The organism is Butyricimonas synergistica DSM 23225 (genome assembly GCF_000379665.1).
Taxonomy (GTDB): Bacteria; Bacteroidota; Bacteroidia; order Bacteroidales; family Marinifilaceae; genus Butyricimonas; species Butyricimonas synergistica.
In genome coordinates, this window is record NZ_KB903360.1 from 146,456 (window position 1) to 160,273 (window position 13,818).

Annotated in this window: 12 protein-coding genes; all 12 read right to left on the reverse strand. The window is 40.9% G+C overall.

The features are described 5' to 3' along the window. Positions 1-26: 26 nt before the first annotated feature. Positions 27-692, reverse strand: coding sequence for a hypothetical protein (locus A3CY_RS0109035; RefSeq protein WP_005815578.1), 666 nt, complete (start codon positions 690-692; stop codon positions 27-29). A 181-nt stretch (positions 693-873) separates the two neighbouring features. Continuing rightward, on the reverse strand, positions 874-1,125 hold the full coding sequence (locus A3CY_RS0109045) for an Imm32 family immunity protein (RefSeq protein ID WP_230585995.1): 252 nt from the start codon (positions 1,123-1,125) through the stop codon (positions 874-876). Between the two features lie 412 nt (positions 1,126-1,537). Continuing rightward, entirely contained in the window at positions 1,538-2,278 is a 741-nt protein-coding gene (locus A3CY_RS0109050) for a hypothetical protein (RefSeq protein WP_205619916.1), read from the reverse strand. 244 nt (positions 2,279-2,522) lie between these two features. After that, positions 2,523-3,698 carry a glycosyltransferase gene (locus A3CY_RS20660; protein WP_018337591.1) on the reverse strand — a complete coding sequence of 392 codons (1,176 nt, stop codon included), beginning with the start codon at positions 3,696-3,698 and terminating at the stop codon, positions 2,523-2,525. Continuing rightward, on the reverse strand, positions 3,695-4,726 hold the full coding sequence (locus tag A3CY_RS0109060) for a glycoside hydrolase family 130 protein (RefSeq protein WP_018337592.1): 1,032 nt from the start codon (positions 4,724-4,726) through the stop codon (positions 3,695-3,697). The genes A3CY_RS20660 and A3CY_RS0109060 overlap by 4 nt, the downstream gene beginning before the upstream one ends. After that, positions 4,723-4,848 carry a hypothetical protein gene (locus A3CY_RS23420; protein WP_018337593.1) on the reverse strand — a complete coding sequence of 42 codons (126 nt, stop codon included), beginning with the start codon at positions 4,846-4,848 and terminating at the stop codon, positions 4,723-4,725. The genes A3CY_RS0109060 and A3CY_RS23420 overlap by 4 nt, the downstream gene beginning before the upstream one ends. A gap of 73 nt (positions 4,849-4,921) precedes the next feature. Further along, on the reverse strand, positions 4,922-5,833 hold the full coding sequence (locus A3CY_RS0109070) for a helix-turn-helix domain-containing protein (RefSeq protein ID WP_018337594.1): 912 nt from the start codon (positions 5,831-5,833) through the stop codon (positions 4,922-4,924). A gap of 321 nt (positions 5,834-6,154) precedes the next feature. Continuing rightward, positions 6,155-6,592, reverse strand: coding sequence for a hypothetical protein (locus A3CY_RS0109075; protein ID WP_040371542.1), 438 nt, complete (start codon positions 6,590-6,592; stop codon positions 6,155-6,157). 22 nt (positions 6,593-6,614) lie between these two features. Then, positions 6,615-7,265, reverse strand: a complete 651-nt coding sequence (locus tag A3CY_RS0109080) for a transcriptional regulator (protein ID WP_081619450.1) — start codon at positions 7,263-7,265, stop codon at positions 6,615-6,617. A gap of 2 nt (positions 7,266-7,267) precedes the next feature. Beyond that, the gene (locus tag A3CY_RS0109085) at positions 7,268-8,986 is read right to left on the reverse strand and encodes a RagB/SusD family nutrient uptake outer membrane protein (RefSeq protein WP_051082713.1); all 1,719 of its coding nucleotides are present in this window, start codon (positions 8,984-8,986) and stop codon (positions 7,268-7,270) included. A 5-nt stretch (positions 8,987-8,991) separates the two neighbouring features. Beyond that, positions 8,992-12,501, reverse strand: coding sequence for a SusC/RagA family TonB-linked outer membrane protein (locus tag A3CY_RS0109090; protein ID WP_155828250.1), 3,510 nt, complete (start codon positions 12,499-12,501; stop codon positions 8,992-8,994). A 94-nt stretch (positions 12,502-12,595) separates the two neighbouring features. Continuing rightward, positions 12,596-13,765, reverse strand: a complete 1,170-nt coding sequence (locus tag A3CY_RS22005; RefSeq protein WP_018337599.1) for a FecR family protein — start codon at positions 13,763-13,765, stop codon at positions 12,596-12,598. Between the last annotated feature and the right edge of the window lie 53 nt (positions 13,766-13,818).

Consider the following 13,818-nt stretch of genomic DNA (forward strand, 5'->3'; position numbering starts at 1 on the left):
TCGTTTTGGATTTGCATTTCGCAGTTTTAGACAAAATCTATTTCTTCATAAAAATATCCACCTTTAACAAGGTTATATCCAACAATGTTTTCGCGTTGCATAGCATTAACTATTCGTTCTGAGAAAAAGAAGCCGCCTCCTTGAGGATACAATAAATCATAATCTCTATAGGTGTCCTTTAATACCACTTTTTTCAAACAATAATCATTAGGGTCATTATAATATTCTGTGCGATTATTGAATGTCTTAATGTTTCCATTATCAAACATATCCTTAAATATACATTTGGGATAGACAAACTCAGTATCTGGTATTATAGGGATAAATAAAAGATAGAACTCCTCTGCATAATCTTTGATAGATATTTTCTTGAATACATACTCGTCTTTTGAAACATTCAAATGCTCAAAAATTTGTTTTATTTTATAGCTAACTACTGCAACCAAACTTAAGCAAGAAGGCGTAAAATCCATAAAGTCTATCACGCCATTTCGTTTAATTAGTTTACCTCGAAGATTATCCGGCATTTCTTCGTACAAGTTCTTTCTATTTTCAAAATACATTGAGATAGTTTTATTATTATCTAAGATGTATTTTAGAAAATTAGGTGTGTCTATACTAATAGTATGAGGCATTTCATAATTACCTCTTATACTCTTTTCTAAAGTAAATGACAATTGATAGTATTTCATATGTCTATACTTATTATACCAAAACAAAGTTAATACAATTCTCGCTAAAACCATAACATCACTATGCGTAAAGTGCTTGAGCTGAATGGAAAAACTGAAATCTTATCAATCCCGAATATCAGCATGAAACCGAAAAACAACATTATTTTCTTAAATATCCAAAATCGTTTATCAGTCAATTTCATATTTTCTCAATGATTAAATCTAATGAGCCATCTTCCAATGAATTGTATTCGTCCAAATGTATATGTGTGCCACAAGACACTTCTGTCTGTGCCAAATTTAGCAAATGATTGGCCAACGAAAGCAACCCCTCTCGATTAGCTGAGATAATGACCTCATTATCATTCGTAGAAATTTTGATGGAATAACCATCGCTCCAGCAAAGCCGAAGTCCCGTGTTTACGTTATATTCAGGTACAACTATTTCCATATCCATAACAAATAATCGACATTCGATGTGACAAATGTCCCATTAGAGCATGAAAGTTCAAACGAGATTATTGTCCATGCTACAAAATTAATACAATTCTCGCTAAAACCATTATGTTAGCCTGCGTAAAGTGTTTGAACTGAACGGAAAAACTGAAATATTATCCTTATTGGGCGTGATTCTGCTGTTTCGACCTCATTTCCCTGTCTTTCCCTTCTGTTTTGGCTACTAATTAACGTAGGTTGTACCTCGCTTGTTTCTTGAATCGGATATAGCGTTGATTTTCAGCAGTGGTGAGCAATTCCTTGACAATTATGTTACGTCCGGAGCCACGATGATCTCGATGCGCGAGCTCCTTCTTCCACTCGGTTACAACCTCGTGTTCTTCACAGGCATAAACAACAAGGCGTAATTATGCTATCCAAGTATTATGTTTGCCTGAAACACGTTCAAACTTACCATCTTTCTTAATATACCATATTTCATAGCCGGTATAATACCCATCTCTTACAGACAATACTATAAAATCATTTGTCGCTCGTACATAATAGACATAAGGAAAATTGTTAAAAATCACACCTCCGTTGAAATCTCCATTGTAACGCCAAAGGTATTTCTTTAATTCCTTAATATTCTTTTTAAGATATTTAGCCGGTCTTTCATGTGCTACACTCTTACCTGCTAAAAATTCCATTAGGCGGTCATCTATATTCGATGTAAGGTATAACTCGTTAGGTCGCAACCGAGGTGTTATGGTGTATTCAACCATTTTATCAAGATGCATTTGATAATATCCCCAAGAGAAGAATAGCGTGTCGTTGGGTGTCGGTGAAATAGGATAGTATTCAACCGGAATATTTTGAGGAATAATTCCAAATTCTTTACTTTTCGACCTCTTTACATAGTGAGAAACGCAGCTCTGCAATTCTCTGGTAACATGAAAACACGAATCAAATTCAGCATTTACAGCATTGCATATATCTGAATGACAATTTACTGTACCTGCTACTGAATCAGAATAGGCTTGCCAATCCTCGAAAAATTCAGGCAAATTCTTCTTCGTCAACTTCGGATATTTGCCAAGAAAAGACTGACCGCTACAAAAAAGCGCGGTTAGTAACAGTACGAATATTGTGCTAATATATTTGTGCATGGCATTGGTCTTTATCTGCAAAGATACACATTTTCGCTGACATACAGCGTATTCCATTGAACTTTAGTGTCTCTTTACGTACAATCCTAAATCATAAAAATATCTATCAATCGTTAAGATTTAGTTAAATCTTCCACTTAAAACACATGACTTTTCTAATCCTTTCACTCCCTGAAAGCAACTTTTTCATTCCCTCTTTCCCTTAACGGATAGTTGTACCGTTATTATCTTATATGGTTGATTTTCAGCGATAAAAGTCATTAAAAATCAATTTTTCCGCGTACCCCAATTGCTTGTTAAACAAATGCACGTAGGCGATTGCCGTGTTTTCCCATGCCGTGGCAGCCATTTTTTGCAACCCGGCGATCCTCATTCTCGAACGCAACTTCTCACTCCCGAGCAACTTGTTGGTGGCTTTCGCTAATTGACCGGAATCCCTGAAATCAAAAATCACTCCCGAATTATCCCTCAAAAGTTCCACCGCGTGCGGTATAGGCGTGGCGATGATAGGACACCCGCAGCTTAACGCGTACACGAAAGTTCCGCTTACAGCCTGGTTGGGATCTGCCGAAGTGAACAAATAAACATCCGTAAGTTGCAAATACTCCAGGATGACAGGAAGATCCAAATACAAATTTACAAACCTCACCGAGTCCGCCAACCCCAATTCAACGATTTTGGCTTTCAGCATCTCACGATACGTTTCGCCCTCGGTCTTGAGCACCGTCGGGTGCGTCTTGCCGATAATCAGGAACAAAACCGCCGGGTTGTCTTTTACAATAGCCGGCAATGCCTCCAGGGTAGTCTCGATACTCTTGCCCGGGCTCAACAAGCCAAAGGTAGAAAGTATACGACGTCCGGCAACCCCGTACTTTTCTTTCAACTTTTTTTTGTCTTTATGTGCCACCAAATGAGTTCCATGCGGAATGACATTCAATTTTTCCCGCTCGATACCGTATTCCTTTTCAAGAATCTCTGCCGACGTCCGGGTCATAACGACCACCGCGGAACAGTATTGGCTCAATTGCCCGAGATACTCTTTTTGTTTCAACGACGGATGGGGCAACACCGTGTGAAAAACAATAATAACAGCTTTCGACAGCAAACGCGTAAACGCCAGGAACTCATTCTCGTGTTCGCCGAACAAGCCGAACTCATGCTGGATAAGCACCAGTTTTATTTTCGGGTCTTCATTCATCTCCCGCGCTATCCCCGGGAACTCATCAGCCTCCGACGTATTCAACACATACTTAACCTTATCGTCATAAACATACTGCTCGCTTCGCGCTTCCAAAGCACACACCTTCACGGTAAAAGAATACCCGAACTTCATCTCGATTGCGCGAATCAGATCGTCCGAGAAAGTGGCTATGCCACATTCCCGGGGCGGATAAGTCGTCACGCATATTATTTCTTTCATTTTTTATAAGACATTAATTCATTTACCAACTCGTCCAACCCAACCGACACGCAAGCGATACACTTGTCTGCCGCCCCGTAATAAATATACAGCCTGCCGTCAAATACAGCCGCTCCGGTAGGAAAACACACTTTATTCACGACCCCGTTCAATTCATAATCCGTTTCGGGACGGAATAGCGGGTACGGCAACCTCGCGATCTCGACTTGGGGATTTTCCAAATCCAGCAATGCCGCCGACGCCGTGTAAACATACCCTTCCGGCGTATCGCACACGCTGTGGTAAATCATCAACCAACCTTCCGGCACCTCTATCGGCGGGCATCCGGCACCGATATAACTGGACTCGTGGTCGTACCGGGGTTCAAACATGATATGGTTGGAAAAATCCAGGAAATAATTTATCCAAAAGTCATACGTCAACTCTTCGAGGCTATCGACACTCACCAACTGGATATCCGGCTTAATCCGATGCATAAAACACAACTTCCCGTTTATCCTGCGCGGGAAGAACACCAGATTCTTGTCCGTCAAATAAACCGGCTTGCCTGACCCCGTCTGGGACTCTCGCTTGTTGTAACTCCTGAAATACTTACCGGTATGCCTGCCATCCGATGGAATCAAATCTTCGAATTGGGCATAGGTAAATCGAGAAACAATAATCCCCTTTCTCGTGAAATGCTTCAAATCGGATGACACGGCTAATGCCCCGATAGCATTTATCCCGTTATAGGCGGTATAAGTCATATAATACAGACCATCTATTTTCACGATCCGGGGATCTTCAACGCCTTGGCTCTCGTATTCAAACTCCGGATGCAAAAAAGATTCCTTACCGCGATAAACCATCTTCAACGGTCCTTCCAGACGGCAATAGCCTATCGTGGAATGATTTCCTTCACGCACGGCGCGATAAAAAAGATGGACGGTCTGCCCCTCGGCAATGACAGCCGGGTTCATCACGCCCTCATTTTCAAAACACGCATCCGTCTTTTCAAGAATAATACCCTCCCGCTTTACATCTATCATTTCGCGACCGGGTTTATATCCTGTTTACTCAACTTGGCTTTCTGGTATTCCGTCAAAACTTTCGCTTTTCCGTCCGTCGCCTTTTCTTTTTTCTTTTCCTTTTTCTTCTCTTTTCCCTTCATATTCTCTATATTTCATGATTATGTACAAACAAAGGTAGAGCCAGAAAGATCGTTTCATGTAGGACTTTCCCGCTTATTTCCGGTACTTTCCTAAAAAAACAGAAGGGGACAAGGTAGTTTTCTTCTTAAATATTCGTGCGAAATAAGATGCGTCCTCGAAACCTAACCGGTAAGCGATAGCACTGACATTCAGCCGGCTATAAATCAACAAGCGTTTCGCCTCCACGATCTTGATATCAAGCAGGAACTGCTTGGCAGAACTCCCGGCAAAGCTCTGGCATATGCCATTCAGGGAAGCAAGCGACACGTGCAGGGAATCGGCATACTGGTCCATCGACTGGATTTTCTGGTCATTGGTAAGAATCAACTCCTTAAACTCCCTGAAAAGCGTGTTCATTCCCCCGAGATCAAAATTCTCGTCAACCATCTCATCTGCAACGAGGGAATAAAAATACAACAAATCGATCTCGATATTCGCCTCCGTTTTTTTATTCATCGCATTCTCGACAACCGACTTTAACAACGGGACACGGTCTGCCGCAATATCCGCGTAAGGCGATATAAAATCAATCCCCAACTGGGCAGCCACCACTTTATCAAACACCAGCATATAGCCGCCGGCATCACTCTCGTAAAACCAATTATGTATTTGTTCCGGCGAGATCAGAAACAATCTATTGGGAATAATTGCGTATTCGGTGAAATCAATCACGTTAAAACCATACCCCTCCGTGAACCAAATAATAGAATAAAAATCACATTTATGAGGCCATACCAAGCATGATATATCTATTTTCCGGAATGAATAAATATAGTATGAAGCCTCCAGGGAAAGCATCGGAAATATATCCGGGATAGAGTATTCATGCAACATGCTTGTAAGATACGAATAAATTCGAGAAACAAGCAATCCCCCGGCATAAAAACCACACCCACCCAAGATCCACTGTAAACACACTGAAGACCCAAAGTAAACCTCTTCCATGGACATTTTGTGCCTGTTCCCGCTATATCCTTCCTATATCAAAGATTATAGCGGCTTAACTGTACAAACAAAGGAAGGGTATTATTACCCCAAATTATCAGTGTTCCTTCACCGAATCCTCTCCCTATTTACACATTCCTCACCACTCTCCACCAACAGGTCATTTCAAACAAAACACACGAGAATAAGAAGAGCAAAAGAGGATGTGCCGTGAGACACACCCTCTTTATCCAATTAGTCAATAATCTACTGTCTAACTTTTTGAGATTTAACAGCTAGCCAGTCTCTAAAACGCACCAAAATAATTCTTGTTTTTAACCCCTATTCCACCACGATAAACGTAAAACAATCTTCCACGACCTTACTATAGCCAGGGTTAGTTAATCGTACAGACACCGTGTAGCGACCGGCCGGAACACTTGTTCCCTGCGGATAAACCAACGCTCCGGCTCCACGAATTGTCAAATGTTTTATAAATTCTGCAGCCCCCTTCTCATTATCGACAGAAGTCACAGATTCAATTGAAAAAATAATCGGTTCTGTACCAAGATACCCCTCCATCTTAAGAGATACCCACGGAGCCCCGTTTTCAATACGAATAGCATCTTTTTCCGGATCCAAGGTCTTTCGCACTATTAATGAATCTTCTGGAGTATAGGCAGCTTTACTTATTTCCAAAAAGCCCTCGGTAATGTCATGGCATCCCCAACATGTACCTAGAAATAATATACTTGCAATGACAAAAATATATATTTTCATAAAACAAATTATTTACACATTATCACTTCAAACTCTCTCCCGATTTCAAAAAATCGCTAATGGTAATTTTATACTCTAAAGCGTGTACCACGCAATTATTCGGTTCAATATCAGCGGACGCCACCTCGAATGCTTTCCTAGAATCCAAAATTGCACCGTAAAGGGTCACAGAACCCAGATTAGGAACTCCCTGGTAATCCTCAGCAAAAGAGTACACCCAAAGGGTTGTTCCTCCAAGTGTAGTAAAACTTTCCCCTCCTTCACCGATGACATTATAAGAACCGCCTTTCTTTCCTCTCGGGACATCATCCCGATAGATTTTACCCTCCACGATACAACGTAACAAAACCTCGCGGCAAACCTCTGGTTTCATGTCCGTTACCCGATTCAAGGAATTTTGCAACAAGTAACGACGAATGGAATGGTTTGTCACACCAAAAAAAGTAATTCCATCATAATGTTTTCCGTTCCATTCACTTTTCTCGAAAAGAGCTTCCAACCCGGCATGACGAACCATAATTACCGTGGAATCCCAATCATAAGGATGCCTTTTCATATATTCTAACAAGCTACAATCATGTCGACCATTACTCACACCTGTATTGATAAAATTATCCTTAGTACAAGAAATAGCACATAACAGCATTAACAATTTAAATATTCTCATTCTCATAACTATTGTCTTTTCTTTTTCCAATAAGCATTTTGTTTCATTAATTCATTATTCGTGAATGCCAAGCGACCAACTTCATGGTACAATGCACCATCTTCGATATCCTGGTCCGTTAACCTAGCTATCCCCGGCGAGAGTTCATTACGCACGTAATCGTAACCATATTGTCCCCATCCATTACGTACGGCATCATAAAAACGGCAATCTTCAAACATCAACTCCTTCTCCCGTTCCCTAAAAATGGCTAATTGCAAATCAGCGGTCAAATTCTTTTCGATATCATCCTCACAGGGATAATCAAATTTTCTATTACCGTACGCTCTCTCTCTGATTCTATTCAAATCAGCAATAGCTCCATCCCTGTCATTTTGATGTACACGACATTCCGCACGCAGAAGAATAATGTCTGCCAAACGCCAAATCACTTTATTTACATCATAACAATCAAAGGATGGTTCGCTTTCCCAATCATACCTTTTCACATAATAAGGGTAACGATGCTTTATTACATAAGCCCTTTCATGATCTTTTGTCGCATAGCCTCCCCCCTCAATAATCGAATCCCCCTCGGACAAAAAATATTCTAACTCTACAGGACAATTATTCCCATTATCATATTTCGTGAATACTTTCCTGTCACCATTTTCATCATACTCAACAGCAATAGCGTTGGCCTTGCCAGAAACTTTATTATACACGACAAATAGAGAATCAGCATCCGTCCCCCAAAAATAGGCATTTCGACGACGGTCTTCTTTATGAAATAACTTATTCACCGTACTACGATAAATCTCGACAGAATAAGCCCAATAATAATTTGTATTGGGCAAAAAATTACTTTCCGTCCGCACGGGGAATCCGATATAGTCTGCATCACCCCAAATATTACCGGTTCCATATACTTCATTCGGTTCGTAATACAATTCCCAGATCGTCTCTTGTCCGTTCCGATGCATCTCATTCAGACAAAGATCTTCAGGAGTATTCGCTAAAACATAATTGCCGGCTTTCCCATCGATAATCATCGAGCAATATTTCTCGGCCTCAGCCCAATATTCAGGCTTGTTTTCAATTGTGGCACGCCAAGCGTACAAATGCCCCAATAAAGCGCAAACAGCACCCTTCCCCGCAAATTGTTTCACGGTACGGGACGAACCGTTGCCATCTTTCAACTCTTCGAAATTTGGGAGATCAAGAGCTAACAAAGCATACTTGGTTGCCTCTTCCAATACATCGTGCACGGAACTTTTAGGCAGGGGACTATAATCCGAATGATCTTCTCCCCGAATAGGAGCTTCACCCCACTTCCGAGCCAATTCAAAATATGTAACACCTTTCGCGAAATAAGCTTGCAACACGTAGGGCTTTATATCCACGCTATTCGGGAAACGACGAGCATTATCGATAATCACATCAGCCTTGTTCAACGTCGTGTAATACGATTGCCAATTCATTGCCATAGTCTGTTCCAATTCCCGGTAAGGAGCATAAGTTTCATTAACATGATCAGCGATCCAACCGTAATAACCATGATGTCCCTGGTTGGCAGCACTCGATCTCAAACATTCTTCCATGGTTGACAACAAAGCTTCAGCATCCTGCTCTGTATTGAAATAGCTATAAAATGTCACATCACTTTCAGGTGTCATATCTATCAAATCCGTGCATCCCACACTTCCCAACATGAACACGGTTACGATTTCTCTTACAAATCTTTTCATATCAATTAAAATTTAACGGTTAAACCTAAGGTCCATTTCCGCGGTAACGGGTAAGCATTTCCACTATCCAAACCCGTGTACACATTCACGACTTCCGGATTCAACCCAGAATAATTACTCAAATAAAACAAATCCTCTCCCGTGGCAAACAGTCGCACCTCTTTGAAAAAAGTCTTCTGCAACAAATTCTTCGGCAGATCATATCCCAAGGTTAATTGTTTTAAACTCACGGAACTAACATTTTCAATATTGGAACGTACCATCACTTCATACTTAGAGCCCATGCGAACAAAATTATAATCGTTTCGAATTCCATCCCAAAATTTATAATCCCTCAAATCGCCAAGCAAAAGACCGGTAGAAGCAATACTTCCTTTAGCAGTATTAATCATATGACGCCCAATCGTGTAATTAAATAACATATTCAAACTAAATCCTTTCCAAGTCACCTCGTTCACCCAACCGCCATGAGCCACCGGAAGAGGAGAAGCAGCCGGGTAGCTGTCACCATTTACGGTAATTTGTCCATCCCCATTTAAATCACGAATTTTTTGAGTACCAATCAAACCGCTATAATTATTATTTTTAGATACTCCTTGCAAATAGACCTCAGATCCGTCCAACTTGTTATACACGGGAACTTCATCTTCAGAAGTATAATACCCATGATCCTCATACACGTATATTTGATACATGGGACGTCCAATTACATACGATCCCTTATCTTGTCCATCATACGATTTCTTAAAACGATTCCAATTCTTGGAAATATTAAATTTTGTCCGCCACTTCACTGCCGTCGTTCTCAACACATCGTAATTCAATTCCAATTCTAGACCTTCATTCGTAACTTCCATCGCATTATCAATATGCACATCATAACCATATACATCCCCAGGCATTGGTATCGGATATATCAAAGATTTTGAAAGTTTATAGTAATAATCCAATTTCATATTCAAACGATAATCCAACATATCCAAATCCAATCCCAAATCCCATTGTTCAGATTTCTCCCAAGTCAGATTAGGACTAACAGGCGTCTCTACCATCATACCGGTCTGTCCAATAAACATTCTTTTGGTTGCGCTCAACACTCCATACGCTAAATATTCGTTACCGAATATCTGTCCAGAAGTTCCATAACTAACACGAAATTTTCCCCAATCTAACCAGTGTCCCAAATAATCCTTGATTAATTTTTCTTCAGAGAATGCCCAACCGAGAGCAATGGACGGAAAATTTGCCCATTTATTGTTTTCACCAAAGGTAGATGAACCATCTCTACGGAAAGAAAATTCCATCAAATAACGCTTTTTGTAATTGTATCCTAAACGACCAAAGAAACTAACCAATGATTTCTCCGTGAAAGAAGAAGCATAACTCGTGGTTGATTGAATTCTTGAGTAAGAACCTGTTCCATAATCATAAATAGCTGGAGCCTTAGAAGGATCATAATAATAGATCTGGTCGCTTGGACTGCGTTTCCCATACCCTCCTATTGAAAATACCTGCGATTTATTTGCCGTGTACCCCAACAGGAAATCAATGTTATGCTCCTCTTTAAAAGATTTCTTATAATTCAATAACTCTTCCGTATTTAATGACACATTTCGAGCCACTGTCCCTGACGATCTATTCTCTTTCGTTGATTTATTCAAATAACTCGGCTCAAACTTATTCAAATTGGCTTGTGAAAAATCCAAATTAGCAGAAGCAGACAACGACAAGCCATCAATAATATTATATGTAAGCACAAGATTTGCCATTGCCCTATAATCATCACTTCTCACCACTGTTCCATTGATCAACTTTAACCACTCGTCAGACACAACCCCGTTAGCCATTTCCAAAGTCGACGTATTCCTGGGATCCACCGTAAGACCTTCAAATCTACCATTATTCATTCCCGAATTCACACTACGGTCCATATAAGCCCCATAAATACGGGTATCAATCTTAAATTGCTTCACGGGCTGGGAAGTTAAATTTGCGATCAAATTCACTCTAGAATACTGACTGTTAATCATTATACCCTTTTCATCATAATAACCGACTCCAAGCATATACTGGAATTTATCCGTTCCACCCGTCGTTTGAATATTAGCATTAAGCACTTTTCCCGCACGGAACATATACTTCCACCAGTTCGTGGCATTGTTGTAGAATGGATTCAAACTATCCTGTAATTTTCTATTCACGTTGACATTAGGCGACCCACTACCCCAGAATAAATCATATTTTCCATAAGTTCCGTAAGCTTCATTACAAGATAACGGATAATAAGTATTAGAGGTACTCCTATGAGGCTCTATCGTATTTCGCATCCACAAAATACTTCTCCAACGTTCAACACGTCCACCTGTTTGCTCCGGATATTCCATTAATCGAGAGATAGAATAAGACACGTTAGCCGCAAACGAAGAAACACCCGCACGCCCTTTTTTCGTCGTGATCAAAATTACTCCATTAGCCGCCCGAGAACCATAAATAGAAGCAGCCGCCGCATCTTTTAAAACTTCCACAGACTCTATTGTCGAAGGATCCAAATCTGCCAACGTATTCGTTCCAGTAACAGGCGACACGAAAGAATGCATCGGTATTCCATCCACGACATAAAGCGGAGAACCTGTATTTCCTGCGGCATCTTTTATTCCCGTATCACCACCAGTTCCAGATAGTAACGAATTAAATCCTCGAACTGCCACAACAGATGCACTCCCCGGAGCACCCGATTGATTTACCACTCCTAAACCTGCCATTCGCCCCTGTAATAACGTGGCAATACTAGCAGCTGGAATCTCTTTTATCTCCTCTGATGTTATGCGAGATATTGCAGAAACTACTTCCCGTTTATTCTGCGTTCCGTAAGCCCGGACAATCACCTCGTCTAAAGAAGAAACCTCTTCCTCTAAGGTAATATGTAATGTATCGTTTGCCGTTTTTTCTGAAAAATCCACGATACGCTTTTTAAATCCAATAAAAGAAAATTCCAGTTTTCCTTTCACAAGAGGCAACTGCAAACGAAAGAAACCTTTGGAATCCGTCACAGTCCCCACGGAAGTACCGACCAACACGACAGTTACCCCGGGCATAACATTCCCCGAAACATCAGTTACAACACCTCGTACTAAATTTCGCTCCAGCTTCTTTTGAACCTTCCGAATTAAAATTGATTGCGCCTCAAAACGATATTCAAAAGAAGTACCCCTAAACAGGCGGCATAAGACAGAATCAACACTTACATTCTGCACATCCAATGTAACATTTGCCATTGAAGCCAATTGATCCGGATCATACACGAAATTCAATCGCGTCTGTTCCTTGATCTGCCGGAAAACCACCGACACGTCCACATTTTCCACCTTAATCGACACTTTCTGTTGTTGCGCAAAAGCCCCAAAAGAGAATCCCAAACACATCATCACCGCAAATACCCAACGGAGAATCCGGAAATTTGCTTTTCTCCGTCTAAAAAATTGGAGAAAAACAAAACTCATCTTGTTTTTTTTCATAATTTTGTAAATTAACAATTTAAACTAACGGATGCTCTAACATCCTAAATTAAACCGTAAGCGTGTTGACGCACCTTACGGTTTTTTATTTTGCTTAATAACTATCACTAGCATCTCTGATTGTCACCACGTTGTCCTCCACCTCGAAACGCAGAGTTGCCGGTCCCTCGATCAGACGCAACACTTGCTCTATATCCTCATATCGACTGATCACCCCGGTAAACCGCTTTCGCTTCAACGACTCGTTCTCATAGGAAACTTTCACGTCAAACCATCTACTTAATCGTTCCATAATCTCCTCTATTGTTTCCCGTTCGAAAACGAATTCTCCGTCTCTCCACGCAATATACCTATACGGATCCACCTCTTCCACCCGAACCGTTCCTGTCTTTTCCTCATACTCTGCTATCTGTCCGGGAGCCAACATTACTTCTTTTCCCGTGTCATCTACCCGAATCCCCACCTTGCCTTTCACTAACACGGTTTGTACCATATTTTCCCGGTACGTATTCATGTTGAACTCCGTCCCGTAGACCTTTACTTCCATCCCTTTCTCCGTCTCCACGATAAACGGATATTTCGAATCATGAGCCACTTCGAAATAAGCCTCTCCTGTCAAGTAGACCCTCCTCTCCTCTCCCGTAAAAGTAACCGGGAAACGAAGCTCCGTCATCGAATTCAACCAAACCTTACTTCCATCCGACAAAGCCAACTGATAAAATTCTCCCACCGGTACACGCATCGTATTATAAATGATCTCTTCTCCCTGTACCTTTGCAGCTGTATAATCCAATCCGCTCACCGAATCATTTTGAATTCCCGTTTCATTCATTCCTTCGATCAATGCACTTTGCTGATCCAAAATCACTCGTTCCCCCGTACTCAAAATCAACTCGACCTTCACTCCCGGCACAATTCGTTCTGTCTCAGCCAACAATCGCAATTCATCCGAATCACTCCATTCATTAACCATGCGTCCCACAAACAAACCGATCAACAAAATAATAGAAGCTGCTACCGACCAACGCAATGTCATCCGTCGACTCTTCCTTTCTTGAATCGTATTCTCCAACCGGGCAAATTCTTCCTTCTTATATCGATTAAAATCCATATTCACCCGTCTTTGATAAAATGCGGCAAATTCCTTCAACAACATCACGTGTTCCGGATCTTCCATCCACGCCCCTACCTTCGCATCATCCAGATTTTTCCGATCCGTCAGTATCAAATTTGCAAATTCAATATCTTCATCCGTGTATCTCATAGATTTATTTTTTTACATCTATCACACGCACCGTTCAAAAAAGGGTGACAAAA

Excerpts from the sequence above, each read along its gene's own strand:
- A3CY_RS0109035 (WP_005815578.1), bottom strand. The coding sequence starts at position 692 with ATGAAATACTATCAATTGTCATTTACTTTAGAAAAGAGTATAAGAGGT.
- A3CY_RS0109045 (WP_230585995.1), bottom strand. The coding sequence starts at position 1,125 with ATGGAAATAGTTGTACCTGAATATAACGTAAACACGGGACTTCGGCTT.
- A3CY_RS0109050 (WP_205619916.1), bottom strand. The coding sequence starts at position 2,278 with ATGCACAAATATATTAGCACAATATTCGTACTGTTACTAACCGCGCTT.
- A3CY_RS20660 (WP_018337591.1), bottom strand. The coding sequence starts at position 3,698 with ATGAAAGAAATAATATGCGTGACGACTTATCCGCCCCGGGAATGTGGC.
- A3CY_RS0109060 (WP_018337592.1), bottom strand. The coding sequence starts at position 4,726 with ATGATAGATGTAAAGCGGGAGGGTATTATTCTTGAAAAGACGGATGCG.
- A3CY_RS23420 (WP_018337593.1), bottom strand. The coding sequence starts at position 4,848 with ATGAAGGGAAAAGAGAAGAAAAAGGAAAAGAAAAAAGAAAAGGCGACG.
- A3CY_RS0109070 (WP_018337594.1), bottom strand. The coding sequence starts at position 5,833 with ATGGAAGAGGTTTACTTTGGGTCTTCAGTGTGTTTACAGTGGATCTTG.
- A3CY_RS0109075 (WP_040371542.1), bottom strand. The coding sequence starts at position 6,592 with ATGAAAATATATATTTTTGTCATTGCAAGTATATTATTTCTAGGTACA.
- A3CY_RS0109080 (WP_081619450.1), bottom strand. The coding sequence starts at position 7,265 with ATGAGAATGAGAATATTTAAATTGTTAATGCTGTTATGTGCTATTTCT.
- A3CY_RS0109085 (WP_051082713.1), bottom strand. The coding sequence starts at position 8,986 with ATGAAAAGATTTGTAAGAGAAATCGTAACCGTGTTCATGTTGGGAAGT.
- A3CY_RS0109090 (WP_155828250.1), bottom strand. The coding sequence starts at position 12,501 with ATGAAAAAAAACAAGATGAGTTTTGTTTTTCTCCAATTTTTTAGACGG.
- A3CY_RS22005 (WP_018337599.1), bottom strand. The coding sequence starts at position 13,765 with ATGAGATACACGGATGAAGATATTGAATTTGCAAATTTGATACTGACG.